Genomic DNA, 19,308 nt, shown 5'->3' with positions numbered 1-19,308 from the left:
CGGCCCGCATGTTATGATTCGATCCATGTCACAATTTGCTGACCTGTTGGCCTCCGAGGGACTCACTGCCCTGTGGGTGACGCGTCCTGAACACGTGCGGCTGCTGAGCGGATTCTCGAGCCCGGCAGACGCCAGGATCCTGCTGACCGCAAGCGGAGCCACGCTGTACACCGACGCGCGATATACCGCACAGGCCGCGCAGGAGTCGAGAATTCCGCACTTCATCGGTGCTCCGCCACGATCGAATGCCGACCGGGAAATGTACGCCCACGCCCGCGAGCAGCTCGGCGAAGGCCGGTTGGGTTTCGAGGCCGATCACGTCACCGTCGCCGGCCTTGCCCTCCTGGAAGAAGCGTTCGAGCGCCCGCTCGCTCCCACAACTGGTCTCTTCGAATCGCTGCGGCAACGCAAATCGCCAGAGGAAATCGAGCTGATCCGCCGCGCGGTACGCATCGCCGACGAAGCGTACGAAGAGGTGCGCCCACAAATCCTGGCCGGCCGACGTGAAATCGACGTGGCGCTCGACCTCGAAATCGCCATGCGCCGACGAGGAGCCGAAGGCAGCGCCTTTGAGATCATCGTCGCCTCCGGTGAGCGGGGCGCCATGCCACACGGCGCCGCCTCCGAAAAAGTCATTCAGGACGGCGAACTTGTTACGATTGACATGGGAGCGCGCCTCCACGGCTACCACAGTGATATGACCCGCACGTTGGCCGTGGGCTCCGTTTCCGGCGAGCTGCGCCGGTTGTACCGGACCGTACTGGAAGCCGAGGAAGCCTGCGTGCAGCTGGTCCGACCAGGGGTACGCGCCGCCGATCTCGACGCTCATGCCCGCGAGATCCTTGCACGGCACGACCTCGCCCAGTATTTCGCCCACTCGCTGGGACACGGCATCGGCCTGGCAGTTCACGAGCGACCAGGACTCAGTTCCAGCAGCGAGGACGTACTGGAAAGCGGAATGCTCGTCACCATCGAGCCCGGCGTGTATCTGCCCGGGTTCGGTGGCGTGCGCATCGAGGATCTGGTGCTGGTCACCGACGAGGGGTACGAGGTGCTTTCAGGCGCCACGAAAGAAGGCCTGTGAGAATTCTGCTGGTCAGTCTGGGTCTGGCCGCCTGCACCTGGGCCGCGACCGATCACGCTTCTTACCGCGTTCGACCGGGCGACACGGCCTGGTCGCTCGCGCGGGCGAACGGACTCAGCGTGGCAGAGCTGCTGAAACTGAACGCGCTGGAGAGCGCCGACCTACAGGTCGGGCAGCGGCTCGACTTCGCAGTCCACGAAACGGACGGCGGAGCAAGGCCGGAGACGATGACGGCGTCGCCGGTCACGACCAAGGTCTGGCAACGGGGATTCGCGGTGTACTACACCGGCCAACGGGACGCCCAGACCAGCATGACTGCCGCTCACCTCACGCTGCCGTTTGGCACGATGGTCCGGGTGACGCATCAGCGCAGCGGCAAAAGTGTCATCGTGAAAATCAACGACCGTGGACCGTTCAACCGCCCGGAGCGGATCGTGGACCTGTCGATGGACGCGGCCCGTGAGCTCGACATCCTGAACGAGGGCGTGGCGCCCGTCACGCTGGAAGTGCTGGGCGTGCCGGGATTCGCGCTGCGCAAACCGTGAACCGGACAGAACGCCCGTCGTCCGGTAAACTGACGGTCGACATGAACGTGAGCCGCGTGCCTGGCTGCCATCGTGTAGAATCGTTCGGGCACCGAGCAAGTCGCTTACGGGCTTGGTCACTCTTGTCCCGACCGCGAGCCGAGCACACCCAACGCACCCTTCGCGGTGCACATTCAGGAGGATTTAGTTATGGCAGATACCGCCCTGCTGACGCTTGACACCGTCGCGAAGTACCTCAAGGACAAGGAAGTCATCCTCGACATCGAAGAGCAAAACGGCCAGCGTTTCATCCGCATGGGCTGGAAGTTCGAGATGGGTGACGCGGCCGTGCTGGTCAGCGTCAACGACGGCCCCAACAACACGAGCCGCCTCGAAATCACCTGCGTCACCCAAAAGCAGTACACTGGCCGCAAGGACGAGGTCATGGACCTGCTCAACGGCCGCAACCGCGAGCGCGCCTTCAGCCGCTCGATCGACGGGGACGGCAACGTCTGGCTGGAATACGTCGGCTTCTACCCCACCCTGATGGAATTCCCGCAGGACACCTTCGACACGCTGTTCGGCGGCGTGCTGATGCATTTCCAGGATGACTACGCCACCCTGGAGGGCGTGCCGCCCACCCCACAGGCCTGAACGGAGCAAGCGGGGCGAGGGAACACGTTCCCTCGCCCCGCTTCTTTGGCGGCGCTTCCCGGCCGCGAGAATCAGGCGCCGGCGTCGAGCAGCGCTTCGAGCCGGTCGATGTAGCCGTCGAGCACCCCGAACGTCTGCTCGACGGCCTCGCCGCTGCGCATGTCGACCCCAGCGCCGAGCAGGGCGTCCAGCGGATAACGGGAGCTGCCCGCACGCAGAAACTCCAGATAATCCTCGCGGGCCCTCTGCGCATCGGTGTCGAAGCGCGCCAGCAGGGCGTGCGCGGCGCTGATGCCCGTCGCGTACTGCCACACGTAGAAGTTGCTGTACAGGTGTGTCGAGAACATCGCCCAGGTGAGCCCGCTGCGCTCGCGGTCGACTTCGACGGCGTCGCCGTAGCCTTCCTGCAGAAGGTCGGCCATCAGGTCGTTCAGCTGTGGCGCCGAGAGGGCTTCTCCGCGCTCGACGCGCTCGTGAATCTCCAGTTCGAAGCGGGCCAGGGACGGCATCACGAAGAAATAGCGGTGAAAGTTGCTCATGGCTTCTTCGATCAGGGCGATCTGAAAGTTCACGCCGGGCTGGGTGGCGAACAGGTGGCGGCGAACCATGGCCTGATTGAAGTTGCTCGCGACCTCGGCCACGAACAGGCTGTAGCGCGAGTAGGCATAAGGCTGGTGCTGCCAGGTCAGATACGAATGCATCGAGTGCCCGATCTCGTGCGCCAGCGTCGAAAGCCCCTGCAGGTTGTCACGGTAGCTCATGAAGATGTAAGGCAGACCACCGGGAACGCCGCTGGAGTACGCGCCCTGACGTTTGCCGGCGTTGGGATAGATGTCGACCCAGCGTTCCGTGGTCAGCCCCGCTCGCATCACCTCGACGTACTCGCTTCCCAGCGGGGCCATGCCCGCGGCGAGCCATTCGGTCGCCTGAGCGTACGGCACGCTCGGTGCTTCCGGGCTGAGCGGCGCCTTGACGTCGTACTCACGAAGCCGGCTGAGGCCCAGTCCCTGTCGCTCGTTGAGCCACCGCAAACGCACCTGCCAGTAACGATGCCAGGTCGGCAGGTGCCGACGGTACGTCTCGATCAGGGCATGAAACACGCCGGTAGGAAGGTTGTTGGGCGCCAAGGCCGCGGCGAGAGAGCTGTCGTAGCGTCGCGCCCGCGCGGCGAAGACATCCTGCCTTACGCCCGCAGAAAGACACGCGGCCATGGTGTGCTGCGCCGTGCGGTGCGCGTCAGCGTACGCTTCCCAGGCGGAACGGCGCACTTCCCGGTCCACGCTACTCGTCAGCGCATCGATGTTTCCGTGACCCAGCTTGACGTCTCCGACCTGCCCGAGGTCGAGGTCGGTGTTGACCAGGGTGGGGTGAATCGTGCGCGCCGCCGCGAAAGGACCGCGCACCAGGCCGAGCAGCTCCTCGACCTCGGCACTGCGCACGTGAGACCGCTGGCGTTCCAGATTGCGAAAGACCTGTGCGTACGAACGCAGTTCCGCAGACGCCGCCCAGGAATTCAGGGTCCCTGCGCTCAGCGAGAGCAATTCGGGCTCGGCAAAGGCCCCTGCGGCGGCCAGCAGGCTCTGCAGGCTGGCCGCCCGCTCGCGCCGGGCGCTGGCAGTCACGTCAAGCGCGTCCACCGAAGCGGCCATGCTGGCGTAGGTGAACAACCGAGCGACACGCAACGCCAGCGCCTCCTGGGCCGCGAAGAAACGCGCGACCGTTTCGGCGTCGGCCAGCTGACCGGCAAAAGCGCGCAAAGAGGGCAATTCCTGTTGCACCTGAGCGAATTCCTGCTCCCAGGCGTCGGAGGTGGCGAAGAGACGTTCGAGGTTCCAGGTCGTGCGCACGTCAAGCTCCGCGCGCTTTGGCAGGACAGTGGTCATGGCGGCTTATCTTAACGCGATCGACGATCGACGGCGACCGACGAAGGGTCTGTCCGCGGCGGTCAAGGCAGGTCTCCGCTCGGTTGACGCAGGAAACGCAAGACGGCCTCGTTGAATTCGGCGGGTGCGTCCCACATCACCACGTGCCCGGCCCGTTCCAGCAGCACGTGTTCGCCGTGAACCAGTTGCGAGCAGAGTTCCAGCCCCAGTGAGGGTGGCACCAGCAAGTCACGTCCGCCGGAGATCACCAGGGTCTCCGCCTGCACCTGAGACAGCAATTCGCTCGTATTGTCGCTGAGCAGTTCGCGCCCGGCACGGTAGAGATTGAACAGCCCGGCGCGCAGTGCGTCGGTCGTCACGACGGGCACGAAGTCGAGGTGACCATTGACGGCGACGCGTGGAAGCTGCAGCGCCATGCGCCACCATTGACCGCGCAGCAGCCCGGTCGTGGCCGCCAGGATCAATTTGTCGACCCGCTCGGGAAAGCGGGCCGCCAGGTGCAGACAGATGTGGCCGCCCATCGAGTGTCCCAGCACGTGAGCCCGTTCAATGTGTGCATGCTCCATCCAGCGCGCGATGATGGCGGCACTGTGCGCCAGCGGCACCGGACGCTGACGCCGCGCGTACCCAAAACCGATCAGTTCCAGCCGGTACACCGTGTAATGTGTTTCAAAGGCGCTGAGATTGCGCCGCCACCAGCGACGCGAGCCTGACAGACCGTGCACCAGGATGAGCGGCGGGCCGCTGCCGCTCACCGTCGAGGTGATCTGACGGCCGTTCTCGGCGAAGAATTCGTAGGTGCGGCGGGCCACGCGCTTACGATAGCCAGAATCGGGCACGGGTTCTTGAAGGCAAGCTTGAGGCTTGCGGGCGCCTCACGCGAGGAGGCAGGTCATCTGCTGGGCGTGAGAAGCGGGGCACGGGCCACTTTCAAAAACAGTTCGTGCAGCCGTGTGTCGTGGGTCAGCTCGGGATGAAAGGAGCTGGCGAGCAGGGCGCCTTGCCGAACCAGCACGATCTGCCCCTGGTGGCGTGCCAGTACGTTCACTCGCGCGCCCACCGACTCGATCACCGGCGCGCGGATAAACACTGCCGGGAAACTCGACTCGAGGCCCTCGATCTGCAGCGACTCCTCGAAAGAATCGACCTGACGTCCGAACGCGTTGCGGCGCACCGTCATGTCAAGCAGGTCAAGGCTGGGCTGCGTGCCGAACTGGGGCGGTACTCCCCGAATGTCGCGTGCCAGCAGAATGGCGCCCGCGCAGGTTCCCCAGACGGCATGCCCCTGCGCGGCAAACGCACGCAACGGTTCGCGCAGTCCGTAGTCGAGCATCAGCTTGCCCATGGTGGTGGATTCTCCGCCCGGAATGATCAATCCCGACAGACCCTGCAGGTCAGTTGGGAGGCGCACCTCCCGCACGCTCGCGCCAAGCTGTTCGAGCAACCTGCGGTGTTCACGAAAGGCGCCCTGCAGCGCCAGTACTCCGATGTTCATATGTTCTCCGTGGAGCGTGCGTTCCTGATCCGGTGCGGCCCTGAGGGTTGGGCGACGCAAGACGAGCCGCGCCGACCGGAGTGAGGAAGTCAACAGAGGTGAAGTGGCACAAAGCATGCAGCGGTCAGTTCAAGCTGACCGCTGAGGCTCGGGCCGCTTTACCAGCCGCGTGACGCGAGCTTCTCCTCGGGCAGCAGATGGTCGAGGTTGATTCCCACCATCGGTTCGCCGAGGTTCTCGCTCACCTCGGCCAGCACGTCGGGGTTATTGAAGTGCGTCACGGCCTTCACGATCGCGCGTGCGCGCTTCTCCGGGTCACCGCTTTTGAAAATTCCGCTGCCGACGAACACGCCGTCGAGGCCGAGCTGCATCATCAGCGCGGCGTCGGCAGGCGTGGCCACACCGCCGGCGGCGAAATTCACGACCGGCAGCTTGCCGTGCTCGTGCACGAAACGCACCAGGTCGTACGGCGCCTGCAAATCGCGCGCCACTGTCATGAGTTCCTCAACCGGACGGGCCTGAATGGCCCGGATCTCACCCAGCACGGTCCGGGCGTGGCGAACGGCTTCGACGACATTTCCCGTGCCGGCCTCTCCTTTGGTCCGGATCATGCTGGCCCCCTCGCCTACACGTCGCAGTGCTTCGCCGAGGTTCTTGGCACCGCAGACGAAGGGCACCTTGAAGGGAGCCTTGTCGATGTGGTAACTCTCGTCGGCCGGGGTGAGCACTTCGGATTCGTCGATAAAGTCCACGCCGATGGCCTGCAGAATCTGCGCTTCCACGAAGTGCCCGATGCGCACCTTGGCCATGACCGGAATGCTCACGGCCTCGATGATGCCTTTGATCATCTCAGGGTCGCTCATGCGCGCCACACCACCCTGCACGCGAATATCGGCGGGAACCCGTTCGAGGGCCATCACGGCAGTCGCTCCGGCCGCTTCCGCGATGCGGGCCTGATCAGGGGTGACCACGTCCATGATCACGCCGTTCTTGAACATTTCCGCGAAGCCGGTCTTTACACGAGAAGTACCTGTATCCATGAAACCAGCATAAGACGCAACTGGCCCCCTGCGTAGGGCCAGTTTTGCAAATATGAAGGGACCAGTTTTCCCTGTGGAAGTTGACCGGCGGCGCTAGGCCCGCCCGGAGCGGTCCGGGGAGGGGGCGGTGATGGCGCGCAGACGCGCGAGCAGTTCGGCGGGCCGAAAGGGCTTGGTCAGGTACGCCTCGCCCAATTCGAGGCCACGCTCGGTGCTGGCCTGGTCGTGCAGCCCGGTCAGAAACAGAATGCGAGGCGACTGCGGAAGCTCACGCAATCGCTCGGCGGTATCAAAACCGCTCCAGGGACTCATCACGACGTCGAGAATCGCCACATCGAACGTGTGCGTGCGCGCGAGTGCCAGCGCCCGAGGACCGTCAGGCGCCGCGTCGACCGCGTAGCCATTGATTTGCAAGGTAAGACAGAGCAACTCGAGAAGTTGAGGCTCGTCATCAACGACGAGCACCCGGCCTAAAGGGGGCACGCCCTCATGGTAACAAACCGATGGGATCAACGGGCGTATTATCGATGCGCACCTCGAAGTGCAGGTGCGGCCCGGTGCATACACCCGTGCACCCGACGTATCCCAGCAGTTGACCCCGTTCCACGCGCTGACCGCTGGTGACGGCCGTACGGCTCATGTGGCCGTAGATGAGCATCGCGTTGCCACTGCCGACCCAGACATTGAGCCCGTAATCACCGTGTCCGCTCTGATGAATGACCCCGGCCGTCGCGGCGTAGATGGGCGTACCATACGGTGCCGCGAGATCGATGCCACCATGAAAAAACTGCTGGTGAAACTCGATGTCGCGCTCGCCGAAACGTGAGGTCAGGCGAAAATTCCGCATGGGCCACGACACGTCACCACCGTGAAAGGCGGCACGGCGCAGTACCCCGGTAGGGGTGCGCAGGGCGCTGTCCTGCAACTCGGATGTGACAGCTTTTTCATTCTCTGCCTGCGCCAGGGCGGCCGCTTTTTCCTGTGCCCGGCGAGCCAGGTCCTGCTGGTAGCGAGCCTGACGGTCGTATTTTTCCTGCAGGGCCACCCGCTCGGGACTCCTGAGCCACCGCTGATAGCGCTCGAAACGGGCCTGCGCTTCGTATTTGGCCTGCAGACGTCGGCGCTCGACGCCCTTTTGGTAGGCGACATAACGCTCATAGCGAGCGAGCGCTTCACGCCGACGCTCGTTTTCCTGCGCGCGCTCGCGCCGCTCCAGCAGTTCGTTCATATGGCGGGTGGCCTGGACCCCGGGCAACAGCACATAGTCACCCACGCCGACTTCGGTGGGCGAATTGATGGCATTGACGCGCGCGACCTCGACCACGTCCGCGCCGTAGTATCTGCTCAACTGCAGCAGGTCCTGACCGTCCTTGAGGCGCACCACCAGCCCCTGGGACATGCTGGGCACAAATATTTCCTCGCCAATGCTCAGATCATCGAGGCTCTGGCGTTCCAGGTTGGCGCTGACAAGCGCGAGGCTCGACATTTGAAACCGGCGCGCGATTTTCTCGAGGGTGTCGCCCGCTCGCGCCCGGTAGACCTGGACTCCCGGTGGCAGGCGGCGCGCTTGTGGCCCGCTGCGCAGCGGCACACGCAGCACGGCGCCGGCGGGCTGGGGCCGGTCAGGATCGACGCCAAGTTCCGCCGCGCCCACGCCGTAGGCTGCTGCCACGTCACGCGCACGCTCACCCTGTTGCAAGGTGACGTGCACCACGCCGCGTTCGTTGGAAGATTCTGGTTGCAGCCGAAAGGTCAGCGCGGGGCTGCTCAGATCGAGCGGGGGCAAAAGTGAAATTTCTGCACTCGCACTGCTGAGGCTGCACGCCAGCGCGAGTGCAGCCAGGCCCCGAGGCCGAAATAAAGAAGAAACCACCGAGTCATCATAAACCTTAATTTATGAGTAACCGATGTAAAGATGGACACAAGTGACTCATAAAAGCGAGAAAACCGCTGAAAACCGGTCACCGCTTCACGATGACCGGTTCATGCACAACGCTTGCCGCGCTCTCAGCGCGCGGCAAGCGTTGCGAGAAATTCGGCGTTGTTGGCAGTCTTGCCCATGCGGCCCAGCATCATGTCCATCGCCTCGGCGGGGTCCATGTCGGAGATAACTTTACGCAGCAGCCAGGTCTTGTGCAGCACGTCCGGCTTGAGCAGCAGCTCCTCACGGCGGGTGCCGGACTTGAGGATGTCCATGGCCGGAAAGATGCGGCGCTCCTCGAGGCGGCGCGACAGCACCATTTCCATGTTGCCGGTCCCCTTGAACTCCTCGAAGATCACGTCATCCATGCGCGAACCGGTTTCCACCAGGGCAGTCGCGAGGATGGTCAGGCTCCCGCCGCCACGGATATTGCGGGCCGCACCCAGAAACCGCTTGGGCCAATGCAGGGCGTTTGAATCGAGCCCCCCCGACAGCGTCCGGCCCGTGGGCGGCGTGACCAGGTTGTTGGCGCGCGCGAGGCGGGTGATCGAGTCCAGCAGAATCACCACGTGACCTCCTTCCTCCACGATGCGGCGTGCCCGCTCGTGCACGAACTCGGCCACCCGCACGTGGTTCTGGGGCGGCTCGTCAAACGTACTCGCCACCACTTGTGCGCCCTGCACGCTTTCCCGAAAGTCGGTGACTTCCTCGGGGCGTTCGTCGACCAGCAGCACGATCACCGTGATGTCCGGATAATTCTTGACGATGCTGTTGGCGATCTTTTTGAGCAGGGTCGTCTTGCCCGCTTTGGGAGGCGCGACGATCAGGCCGCGCTGCCCCAGGCCGATGGGCACCAGCAGATCGACCACCCGCAGGGCGTGCCCATCGTCCATCAGGGGATCTTCGAGAACCAGCTGACGGTCGGGAAAAGTCGGGGTCAGGTCGTCGAAACGCGGACGGGCAGCGGCTGCCTGTGGATCGAGGCCGTTGACCGCCTCCACGCGCTGCAGGGTACCGTAGCGTTCGTTGTCACGGGGGGGCCGGGCGCGTCCGATGACCTCGTCACCCGTGCGCAGCTGATACTGCTTGATCAGACCCGCCGAAACCAGCACGCTGCGCGACTCGACGGACAGCAGGTCGTCTTGCAGAAAGCCGTAGCCGTCGGCCGCAATTTCCAGGAAACCGCGCGCCAGCGCCTGGCCCTGGCTTTCGGCCTGGCGCTCCAGAATGGCCAAGGCCAGCGCGTCCTTTTTGAGCTTGCGGTAATTGTCGATGCCCAGCCCGGCGGCAATCAGGTGCAGTTCGGGCAGGATCTTCTGCTGCAGGTCCTGAAACTTCAGGCCTTCGTCGCGGCCTTCGGCCCGGCGCGATTCGTCGCGGCGCGTATGTTCATGGCGAGTCTGAGGGTCCATCATGTGCGTTTGTGTCCTTTGGCGCGGCCTTCAGGCTGCCTGGCTTGACGGTCGTGCGGAGCAGCTGAAATGCGGCGCCGGTGAGGGGATGTCGGAACGTTTGGGAGCGTCGTCTTCGAAATGGCCACCGTACGTGCTCGGGCGAGAAACGCCTGCGGGACGGTGGACGCGAACGGAGGCGCCCGCCTGCTCGGTGCCCCTTTACGTGCATTGTACGGTAAGCGGTGGCGTTGACGGGCGCAAAGATGCACTTTAGCATGTAGCGAGGTTCCGGCTCGCCAGAACCTCGCTCAGGCAGGCGACCGGAAGGACGAGTACGCGCGAAAGCCACCCTCAGCGAGTCGGGGACGGTGAAAGCCCGATGGCAGGCACGCGCCGAAGATCACCTTTCGCGCCGTCCGAGGAACCGCGCTGCGGCGCGCAGTAGAACGGACCGTTTCACTTCACGACAGAGAGTGCACGAGGCCCCGACCGGTCGGGGTGAAGTTGGGTGGTACCGCGTGAAGTGCAAGTCACGCCCCAGCAGCAGGCTGGGGCGTGTTGTTTTGTCGTTGCGAGATACGGAAGATTTTGGTTGAGAAGAGGAGCGGCATGAGTCAGAAAACAGCGGACACCAACGCCCCCAGAACGGGCGGAGCACTCTTTCAGGACGTGGCATCACAGCCGAACTTTCGCGAGCTTGAACGCGGCATTCTCGAATTCTGGAAGGAGCGTGACATCTTCGCGCGTTCCGTGCGTCAGGGGGGGCCGGAATTCGTGTTTTACGAGGGACCGCCCACCGCCAACGGACAGCCCGCGCTGCACCACGTGCTGGCGCGCTCGTTCAAAGACCTCTTTCCCCGCTTCCGCTCGATGCAGGGCTACCACGTCACCCGCAAGGGCGGCTGGGACACGCACGGTCTGCCCGTCGAGATCAGCGTCGAGAAGAAGCTGGGATTGCAGGGACGCAACCACGGCGCCTCGCGCGAGGAACTCGAAGAATTCAACCGGCTGTGCCGCGAGTCGGTCTGGACGACCATTCAGGACTGGAATTACTTCACCGAGCGCCTCGGTTACTGGGTCGACCTGGAAGGCGCCTACATCACTTACCGCAACGCCTACATCGAGTCGGTATGGAATCTGCTGCGCCGCCTGTGGGACCGGGGCCTGATCACGCAGGACTACAAGGTCGTGCCGCTCAGCCCTCGCATCTCGACGACCCTCTCCAAAGCGGAACTGGGCGAAGAAGACAGCTACAAGGAAGTCGACGACCCCAGCGTCTACGTGCGCTTTCCGCTCAAGCTCGACACCACGCCCAGCGCGGTCCGTGAGGCGCTCACTTCACAAGGCGTGGACCTCGAGGCACTCGACGGGCTCGCGCTGGTCGTGTGGACCACCACGCCGTGGACCCTGCCTTCCAATACCATGGCGGCCGTGAATCCGGAACTCACGTATGCGGTGTGCTCCTCTCCGGTCGGGCCGGTCATCGTGGCCGAGGAGGCCGTCGAGCGCCTGTCGTCGCTGCGCCCGAAAGAGGAGGCCCTGTCGGTACTGGCGACCCTCAGAGGACGGGACATGGAATTCTGGGGCTACAGCCAGCCTTTTCCCGACGTCGTGAAAGAGCTGGGGGTGGAGGGGCGCATGCACTTCGTGGCGCTCGCCGAGTTCGTGAGCGCTCAGGACGGCTCGGGTGTCGCGCACGAAGCGCCCGTCTATGGCGCCGAGGATCTGGAGCTGAGCCGCGCGTACGGAACGCCGATGGTCTTCGGCACCGACGACCACGGCATCATGCAGGTCACGCATGAGCGTGGGCAGTTCTTCAAGGACGCCGACAAGGGCCTGATCCGCGATCTCAAGGAACGCGGGCTGATGTACTGGGCGGGCACGTTCCGTCACCGTTACCCGTTTCACGACCGCACGGGTGACCCGATTCTGTATTTTGCCAAGCCATCGTGGTACGTCCGCACCCAGCAGATGGCCTCCAAGCTGGTCGAGCAGAACGAAAAGATCAACTGGGTGCCGGGCAACATCAAGCATGGCCGTTTCGGCAAATGGCTCGAAGGCAATGTTGACTGGGCCATCAGCCGCGAGCGCTACTGGGGTACGCCTCTCCCCTTCTGGGTCAGCGAGGACGGCAGCGATTACGTCTGTGTGTCGAGCGTGAAAGAACTTTCGGCGCTGGCCGGGCGCGACCTGAGCGAACTCGATCTGCACCGTCCTTACATCGACGACATCACCTTCGAGCGCGGTGGGCAGCTCTACCGGCGCGTTCCGGAGGTGCTTGACGTGTGGTTCGACTCGGGCAGCATGCCTTACGCGCAGTGGCATCTGCTGCTGGACGGCGGCGTGGCGACTTCGGGCGCCGCAGAGTTCGAACGGCATTTCCCGGCCGATTTCATCTGTGAGGCGATCGACCAGACGCGCGGCTGGTTTTACAGCCTGCACACCATCAGCACGCTGCTGTACGACTCGCCGGCCTACAAGAACGTGATCTGCCTGGGGCACATCGTCGACGAATTCGGCAAGAAGATGTCCAAATCCAAGGGCAACGTCGTGCAGCCCATTCCGCTGTTCGACGCATACGGTGCCGACAGCGTGCGCTGGTACATGTTCACCGCCTCTGAGCCAGGTGACCAGAAGCGCTTCTCGGAGCGTCTGGTGGGGGAAGCCCAGCGCAATTACGTCAACACGCTGTGGAACGTGTACAGCTTTTTCACGCTGTACGCCAACATCGACGCTCCGCGTCTGAACGAGGCGCCGCCGTTGCCCGAGCGTCCGGAAATCGACCGCTGGCTCGTGTCACGGTTGGAAGAAACGATTCGCGACGTGACAGCCTCGCTGGAGACGTATGACGCCCGGGGCGGCGCGCGGGCGCTGGAGCGTTTTGTCGAGGAGTTGTCCAACTGGTACGTGCGGCGCAACCGCCGCCGTTTCTGGCGCGGCGGTGAAAACCAGGAGCGCGCCGACTCGCTGGCCGCCTACGCGACGCTACACGAGGCGCTGGTGACCATCAGCAAACTGAGCGCCCCTTTCACGCCCTTCCTGGCGGATGCGCTGTACCGCAACCTGGCCTTGTCGCAAGGCGCCGGCGCACCGGAATCGGTGCATCTGTGCGACTGGCCAGTGTTTAACGCCGCACGCTTCGACGAGGGGCTGGTGCGTGAAATGGCCGCCGTGCTGAAAGTGGTGGATCTTGGCCGGGCCGTGCGCGGCCAGCACAACCTCAAGACCCGCCAGCCGCTGCAGCGGGTGCTGCTGCGTGCCCGGAGCGCCGACGAGACGGCAGCGCTGGGGCGTTTTCGTGAGCAGATCAGCGAAGAGTTGAACGTCAAGGAGGTCGAGCTGCTCGACCAGTACGCTTCCGTGGTGCGCTACACCCTGCGGCCCAACCTGCCGGTGGTGGGTAAGCAGTATGGAAAGCAGATTCCGCTGCTCAGGCAGGCACTGGCCGAAGCGGACAGCGCCGCGGTGGCGCGCTCGGTTCGCGACGGCCTGAATTTTACGGTGAACGCGGGTGAGGCGACTTTCGAACTCTCTCCTGACGGGGTCCTGGTCGACGCGCAGAGCCCGGAGGGACTTGCTGCAGCCGAGGACGCCGGATACCTGGTGGCGTTCGACACCGCCCTGACGCGCGCACTGGTCCTGGAGGGCCTGGCCCGCGATCTGGTGCGCGGTGTGCAGGACGCCCGGAAAAAAGCGGGGTTCGCGGTGTCGGACCGGATCGAGCTTTCACTGCAGCTGGAAGGCGATGCCCGCGAGGCCGCGCAGGCGTGGCGTGAGCTGATAGCCGCCGAGACACTGGCCGAGCAGTTGTCTTTGACGAACGAGCCGCCCGCTTCGTCGGAGTACACCTCGGAGGTCGAGGGCGGCAGCGCTCACCTTCGCCGAATCTGACGAATCGATGGCCAGCATTTCGCTGGTCATCGTTATGGGTCTCTAGTGATTATTTTCACGATAGATCGGGCTCGTGATTTATTTAGTCATTCGATTGTCGATCAATTGGCACTTGTTGTATCTACCTCAGTAACAACAAGCGGTCGATGGGGGGAGCTACCATGTAGGCATGCCCTGGAATCCCGACCTGTATCACCGCTTTCAGGAGGCACGTTCTGCGCCTTTCTTCGATCTGGTGGCGCTCGTGAAAGGCGAGCCGGTGCAAGCCGTTGATCTGGGCTGTGGTACCGGCGAGCTGACCTGCCGACTTGCCGACCAGTTGCCAGCAAGCCTCATCACCGGTCTGGACAGTTCTCCGGACATGCTGGCGCGCGCCTACACGCAGCGCCACGCCCGGGTCACCTTCCAACTCGGTCGCATCGAGGATTTCGCCGAACCGGCCGACCTGATTTTTTCAAATGCGGCCCTGCAGTGGCTTTCCGACCATCCAGCGTTGATCACCCGGTTATGGAAGCTGCTGCGACCGGGCGGCCAGCTGGCCGTGCAGGTCCCCTCGAACCACGACCATCCTTCACACCGGCTGCTCGCCGAGACAGCGCGGAAAGAGCCCTTTGCGGGCGCCCTGCATGGTTGGACCCGTCAGGGCAGCGCGCCGGTGGGACGTCAATCGCCCGTGCTCGGCATCGTCGAATACGCCGAACTGCTGTTCGGGCTGGGCGCCCGACAGATCACCGCGTTTGAAAAAATCTATCCGGTGGTGCTCGATGGCGCCGACGGCGTGCTCGACTGGGTCTCCGGAACGGCCCTCGTGCCGTACCTTGAGCGCCTGCCGATGGAACTCCAAGACCCGTTCCGTGAAGCCTACCGCGCGCGGCTGTGGCGCGAGTGGCCCGGCGGCCCGGTCTTTTATGCCTTCAAACGCACGCTGTTCTCAGCACACAAGCCGTAAGTGCGCGACGGCAGGCAGGGGCGCAAGGACCACTCCTGCCTGCCGCGCTCATCGCATCACATCTCAGCCGGCACGTCGATGCCCAGCCACCCGAGAGTGTCCACAAGCGCGAAGTGCATCCGTTCGACCAGGGCCAACCGGGCTTCTCGCAACCCGGCAGGGCTTGCCATCACGTTGGTGTCGAATTTGCCGTCGCTGTTTTTGTGGTTATACCAGGCATTGAACGCCCCCGCCAGATCCAGCGCGTACTGCGCAACCACGTGCGGCGAGTGCAGACGCACCGCCGATTCCAGCACGTCGTGTGAGCGGGCAATCACGCGCGCCAGCCCCGTCTCGAGGTCGGTAAGTTGTGACCAGTCGGCGGCCTGGGGCGAGAACCCGGCTTCACGCGCTTTCTGGACGATCTTGCCGGCGCGCACGGCTGCGTACTGAATGACGGGAGCGGTGTCGCCTTGCAAGGCGAGCGCCTGATCCCAGCGAAAGTCGATCTGACGTGTCGGCTCGCTCTTGAGCATCGCAAAGCGAAGCGCTCCGATACCGACCACCCGCGCAACCTCGGCAGCGTCGGCCAGCTCGCGCTCGCCCAGCACCGCGCGTGCACGGGCCTGGGCTTCTTCCAGCACTTCATCGACACTGAGCGTGATGCCTTTACGACCCGACATCGTCTGCCCTTCGAGCAGCACGGTGCCGTACGCCAGGTGAACGCTGCGCTCGGACTGCTCGTTGCATTCCGCCACTGCCAGCGCCGCCTTCACGATGGTCTGCGGGTGACTCTGGCGGTCGTCGATCACGTTGATGACCTCTGACGCATGTGCGAAACGGCGACTTTCCTCACCCGCCGGATGGGAGGTCCAAAGCGTCTTGCCGCTCGGCTGCGCTTCGAATTCACGGTACTTCAGGCCTTCGAACAGACCGTACTTCCAGAATTGCTGCGCAATATCTTTGGCGGTGTACGTTGCCGTGCCGTCACTGCGCTGCAACACCAGCATGGGGTCCTCGAGGCCCGGAATGAATTCGGACATGTCCATGACAAAAGCGCCGGCGTACTTGCCCTCGGTGGGGCGTGAGCAGTAAGGGCTCGCCTCCAGAATGTCCATGGCACGTTGCAAAAAACCGCTTCCCACGATGTCCGACTCCCACACCAGCAAGTCATACTCGGCACCCAGCGCGTAGCAGGTCTGCAGATTCGAGCGCAGCACATCCTCGACTTCGTCGCGCAGCTCGCCCGCTTCCAGCTGGTGCATCACCTCGCGGATACCGCCTTCGAGTTCCGCCTTCAGTGGATCGGCGTTCAGCTTCACGTAAAGTTCGCCCAGCCAGTGGTCGTATTTCTGAGGGCCCGAGTACGTCACCCCATAGTGGCGGCGCGCGAAGATCGACTCGGCCGCCTGGCGCCCCGTGTCATCGACGTAGTTCTGTACCTCGACCGGGTAACCGGCGGCCCGGAAGATGCGCGCCATGCTGTCGCCCAGCACCACGTTACGCAGGTGACCGACGTGCAGTTCCTTGTTGGGATTGACCGAGGTGTGCTCCACGATCACCTTGCCTGTTTTGCGCTCCGGCGTGACCGGCCCCTGCACCACGCCGCGCACGAACTCAGCGGCGTCGAGAAAAAAGTTCAGGTACGGACCGACCGCTTCAGCGCGGGCCACGGTGGCAGGAAGCTCCACGCTCGCCGCCAGCTGCTGGGCAATCTGCGCGGGGTTTTGCCGTAAAGCCTTGGCGAGGAGAAAGGCGGCGGGCGTGCCGTAATCGCCCGGCTTGTCGGGCGGGGTTTCCTGAATGACCGCCTCGATGCTCGCGCCGAGGTGCTGCGCGGCGGCCTCCACGGCAGTTTTGAGTTGCGCTTTTACGTCCATAGTGAGAAATCTTATCAAAGTCGTCTCGCTCTAACGGAGCACCAGTCCTTGGTGGCCGCGCTTGATCTCCCTGTCACGTTGCCGTCAGGTTAACCCGTCACAGTAGAAGCATGAAGAATATTCTTTCACTTCTCGGCATCACCGCGCTGCTGAGTTCTTGTGGTGCTGGAGTCTCCTCGAACGCCCAACTGGTTATCGACCGAAGCAGCGTTTCATTGCAAAGTGACTACACTGTCGACAAGGCAAACGTCCCCTCGAACTATCAACAGTTCATCGGTAGCAGCACGTATTCCGGACCGGTGATTTGCGACGACCGCGCGACGCCAATGAGACTGAGTTTCGGCTACTTCGGTGATATTCACTCGGTGGACGTCCTGCTGGAAGGGTCGGCTGGACAGAAAAATACCAGCATGACGAATATCCGCTCGACAGACTCCGGAAGCAACATTTCAATTTCCTTCCAGACCCCGGCCACCTCAGTACCTCTCTCGGTAGAAAAAACCCATCTCACATCACAGGCAATCGTCGTCGTACCCACAGCCAACGTGATCGGGGCCACCAGAGTGGTGATGGTCGCCAAAACTTCGACGGGTAGCCGTACCGGAGAATTGCTCACGAACTACATTCCGGTCGTAGATAACTGTCCTTCCTGATAAACGCCTGTTGCATCTGTTTGAGCAGCGCCTCTGGGCGCTGCTTCTCTATACCCGAGAAAAATTTAGGGCATTGTCACCCCTCGTCAGGTCTCTGCTCCAAGAATGGGGTATGTACAAGCCCTTGAGCTCTCTTTGCCTGGCCGGCCTCATCGCCGGTTGCAGCAGCACCACTCCCGACAACCGTCTCGAAGTCCGAAACGTCCGCGCGATCACCGAGTATCAGCTTGCCAACAATAATTTTGTCGGCTGCAACTCTGTGGAGGGGGCCAGCGGACCTGCGGCAACCCAGACCCAGGTGCGGGTCACCGTGGAAGCGCGGGGCGCGCTCAGTGCCCTGGAAGTTCGTCTCGAAGGCGAAACGAACGGAGTGCGCGACGAGAATTTCAGCATAAAAGTCGACAGCACGAACACGGACAACTTCCGGGCTTACGGCAACAATACCTACGCCGTCGTCTTCACCGCCGACTCCTCGACGAGTGGCGGAATGCTCCCGGCCAGTGTACCCCCGGTGGGCATTCAGGCCATCACGCCCACCCCCGTGGTCCGCAACATCAAACGTGTCACCGTAGAGCCTGCAAATCAGGTCAACGGCAACGGCCGCTTTACGGCACGCGTGCATGGTTATTCTGATCAGGGATCCCGCACGCTGACCGAGGCGATTTCAACCATCAACATTCCCGTGTATAGCGTGTGTACTCTGGTCGGTCCAAACCCCGATACCGGCGTCAATCTGCTCGATTACCCAGCCAGCTGACACGTGTGTCGACCTTGCTGCAGGTTGACTGAGTGCTTGGGTCTGCCTGGGCGTAAACATCACTCCTGGGTTCTCGGACGCGGCTTCAAAGGTACTCGGAAACACTGCCGAGAAACCGACCTGCCCCACAACGCTACCGAGGCAATGACAGTTGTCTGTGCGCCCACGCTGGCCGAGCGCCGCGACGTGTGAACCACGCTTCTGGCTCGTGATTTGTTACACTTGACGAAATGGCACACAACGACACGGCCTTGTATCAGCAGTGGATCGACTTGCTCGGGTGGATGCAGGATTATGCCCAGCAGCACGGGCTCTCTTACGAAAAGATTTCGGATTTTCCCGACTACATCTACCGCATGGAGCGGCCCTACGACCTGCCGACCACCGTGGCGAGCGCGGGCGTCGGGCACCCCGGCCAGCCCCTCTTGATTGCGGCCGTGTCGCCCCGGCACGTCCGGCTCAAGGGTGTGCAGCTGCGCCTGATGGGCGGCAGCAAGCACTGGCATTTGCACGCGGGTGACTCCGGCCTGCTGGAAGGCAAGCGGCCTTTTACGCGTGAGCGGCTCTTTGCCATTCTCGATGGCGCGTTGATGGGCGTGGCTGGCCGTTAGCACGGCAACAGCATGAACGGGAGGCAGCGGTCGGGCTGCCTCCCGTTCATTGCGTTCTGCCTGCCTTCAGCCGAGCCAGACAAAAGCGGTCATCGCGGCGAGCACCCCGAGGATGGCCCCGACCAGCACTTCCAGGTACGTGTGCCCCAGCAATACCCGCAATGGGCGCGGCGCGAAGCCCTCGCGCACGACTTCGCGCAACTCCTCTATCAGTTCGTTCAGCATCCGCGCCTGCATGCCGCTCGAATGGCGCACCCCGGTGGCGTCGTAGATCACGATCAGCGAAAAGACCACCGTAATCGCAAAGAGCGGACTGCCCGTCCCGGCGGTGAGCCCGATCCCGGTCGACAGGGCCGAGACCATGGCGGTGTGGCTGGAAGGCATGCCGCCCGTTTCCATGAATTTGTCGGGGCGCCAGCGGCGCTCAAAAAGCAGGATCAGCAGCACCTTGATCACCTGCGCACCCGTCGAGGCGAACACGGCAGTCCACAGCCACTTGTTATGAATCAGTTCCAGCATAAGTGATTCGCCTGGGTCGAGAGATTTCCGTGCACCGATGAGACAGGCAACGCACGGCGAGGACGCCCCTCGCA

The 19,308-nt window shown here is 63.4% G+C and carries 17 protein-coding genes; 8 read left to right on the top strand and 9 right to left on the bottom strand.

What is annotated here, in order from left to right:
• Positions 1-25: 25 nt before the first annotated feature.
• The 3 genes from DEIPE_RS18010 (at position 26) to DEIPE_RS18000 (ending at position 2,262) form a co-directional block, all read left to right on the top strand.
• Positions 26-1,084: a M24 family metallopeptidase gene (locus DEIPE_RS18010; protein ID WP_041230983.1), complete on the top strand. Its 1,059-nt coding sequence runs from the start codon at positions 26-28 to the stop codon at positions 1,082-1,084.
• Positions 1,081-1,629: a septal ring lytic transglycosylase RlpA family protein gene (locus DEIPE_RS25310; protein ID WP_015237410.1), complete on the top strand. Its 549-nt coding sequence runs from the start codon at positions 1,081-1,083 to the stop codon at positions 1,627-1,629. Before DEIPE_RS18010 ends, DEIPE_RS25310 begins: the two co-directional genes overlap by 4 nt.
• A gap of 189 nt (positions 1,630-1,818) precedes the next feature.
• The gene (locus DEIPE_RS18000) at positions 1,819-2,262 is read left to right on the top strand and encodes a type III secretion system chaperone family protein (RefSeq protein WP_015237409.1); all 444 of its coding nucleotides are present in this window, start codon (positions 1,819-1,821) and stop codon (positions 2,260-2,262) included.
• Between the two features lie 71 nt (positions 2,263-2,333).
• Here DEIPE_RS18000 and pepF read toward each other — a convergent pair whose 3' ends face one another.
• The 7 genes from pepF to rho all read right to left on the bottom strand — a co-directional run bounded on the left by pepF (position 2,334) and on the right by rho (position 10,016).
• Positions 2,334-4,145, bottom strand: coding sequence for an oligoendopeptidase F (gene pepF / locus DEIPE_RS17995; RefSeq protein WP_015237408.1), 1,812 nt, complete (start codon positions 4,143-4,145; stop codon positions 2,334-2,336).
• 62 nt (positions 4,146-4,207) lie between these two features.
• The gene (locus DEIPE_RS17990; protein WP_015237407.1) at positions 4,208-4,957 is read right to left on the bottom strand and encodes an alpha/beta fold hydrolase; all 750 of its coding nucleotides are present in this window, start codon (positions 4,955-4,957) and stop codon (positions 4,208-4,210) included.
• 80 nt (positions 4,958-5,037) lie between these two features.
• Positions 5,038-5,640 (bottom strand): pyridoxal 5'-phosphate synthase glutaminase subunit PdxT, encoded by a 603-nt coding sequence (gene pdxT / locus DEIPE_RS17985; RefSeq protein ID WP_015237406.1) that lies wholly within the window; start codon positions 5,638-5,640, stop codon positions 5,038-5,040.
• A gap of 158 nt (positions 5,641-5,798) precedes the next feature.
• A complete protein-coding gene (gene pdxS / locus DEIPE_RS17980) occupies positions 5,799-6,680 on the bottom strand; it encodes a pyridoxal 5'-phosphate synthase lyase subunit PdxS (protein WP_015237405.1) in 882 nt (293 codons plus the stop codon).
• Positions 6,681-6,773: 93 nt separating this feature from the next.
• A complete protein-coding gene (locus DEIPE_RS17975; protein WP_015237404.1) occupies positions 6,774-7,163 on the bottom strand; it encodes a response regulator transcription factor in 390 nt (129 codons plus the stop codon).
• A 4-nt stretch (positions 7,164-7,167) separates the two neighbouring features.
• Positions 7,168-8,553 (bottom strand): peptidoglycan DD-metalloendopeptidase family protein, encoded by a 1,386-nt coding sequence (locus DEIPE_RS17970; RefSeq protein ID WP_015237403.1) that lies wholly within the window; start codon positions 8,551-8,553, stop codon positions 7,168-7,170.
• 134 nt (positions 8,554-8,687) lie between these two features.
• Positions 8,688-10,016: a transcription termination factor Rho gene (gene rho, locus DEIPE_RS17965; protein ID WP_015237402.1), complete on the bottom strand. Its 1,329-nt coding sequence runs from the start codon at positions 10,014-10,016 to the stop codon at positions 8,688-8,690.
• A gap of 588 nt (positions 10,017-10,604) precedes the next feature.
• On the opposite strand from rho, the gene ileS reads away from it, so the two are divergent.
• Positions 10,605-13,886, top strand: coding sequence for an isoleucine--tRNA ligase (gene ileS / locus DEIPE_RS17960; protein ID WP_015237401.1), 3,282 nt, complete (start codon positions 10,605-10,607; stop codon positions 13,884-13,886).
• 169 nt (positions 13,887-14,055) lie between these two features.
• The gene (locus DEIPE_RS17955; protein ID WP_015237400.1) at positions 14,056-14,835 is read left to right on the top strand and encodes a methyltransferase domain-containing protein; all 780 of its coding nucleotides are present in this window, start codon (positions 14,056-14,058) and stop codon (positions 14,833-14,835) included.
• Positions 14,836-14,891: 56 nt separating this feature from the next.
• Here the strand turns inward: DEIPE_RS17955 and DEIPE_RS17950 are convergent, their stop codons facing one another.
• Positions 14,892-16,694 carry an arginine--tRNA ligase gene (locus DEIPE_RS17950; RefSeq protein WP_015237399.1) on the bottom strand — a complete coding sequence of 601 codons (1,803 nt, stop codon included), beginning with the start codon at positions 16,692-16,694 and terminating at the stop codon, positions 14,892-14,894.
• A gap of 110 nt (positions 16,695-16,804) precedes the next feature.
• Between DEIPE_RS17950 and DEIPE_RS24145 the strand changes: the two genes are divergently transcribed.
• From DEIPE_RS24145 to DEIPE_RS17935, 3 genes are all read left to right on the top strand, one after another.
• Positions 16,805-17,347 (top strand): hypothetical protein, encoded by a 543-nt coding sequence (locus DEIPE_RS24145; RefSeq protein ID WP_015237398.1) that lies wholly within the window; start codon positions 16,805-16,807, stop codon positions 17,345-17,347.
• Between the two features lie 112 nt (positions 17,348-17,459).
• The gene (locus DEIPE_RS17940; RefSeq protein ID WP_015237397.1) at positions 17,460-18,104 is read left to right on the top strand and encodes a hypothetical protein; all 645 of its coding nucleotides are present in this window, start codon (positions 17,460-17,462) and stop codon (positions 18,102-18,104) included.
• Between the two features lie 230 nt (positions 18,105-18,334).
• Positions 18,335-18,715 carry an NADH-quinone oxidoreductase subunit 15 gene (locus DEIPE_RS17935; RefSeq protein ID WP_015237396.1) on the top strand — a complete coding sequence of 127 codons (381 nt, stop codon included), beginning with the start codon at positions 18,335-18,337 and terminating at the stop codon, positions 18,713-18,715.
• A 66-nt stretch (positions 18,716-18,781) separates the two neighbouring features.
• Here DEIPE_RS17935 and DEIPE_RS17930 read toward each other — a convergent pair whose 3' ends face one another.
• A complete protein-coding gene (locus tag DEIPE_RS17930; RefSeq protein WP_015237395.1) occupies positions 18,782-19,234 on the bottom strand; it encodes a divergent PAP2 family protein in 453 nt (150 codons plus the stop codon).
• Positions 19,235-19,308: the final 74 nt, after the last annotated feature.

The sequence above is a fragment of the Deinococcus peraridilitoris DSM 19664 genome (assembly GCF_000317835.1).
GTDB lineage: Bacteria > Deinococcota > Deinococci > Deinococcales > Deinococcaceae > Deinococcus_A > Deinococcus_A peraridilitoris.
This window is presented reverse-complemented; position numbering and strand designations above follow the sequence as displayed.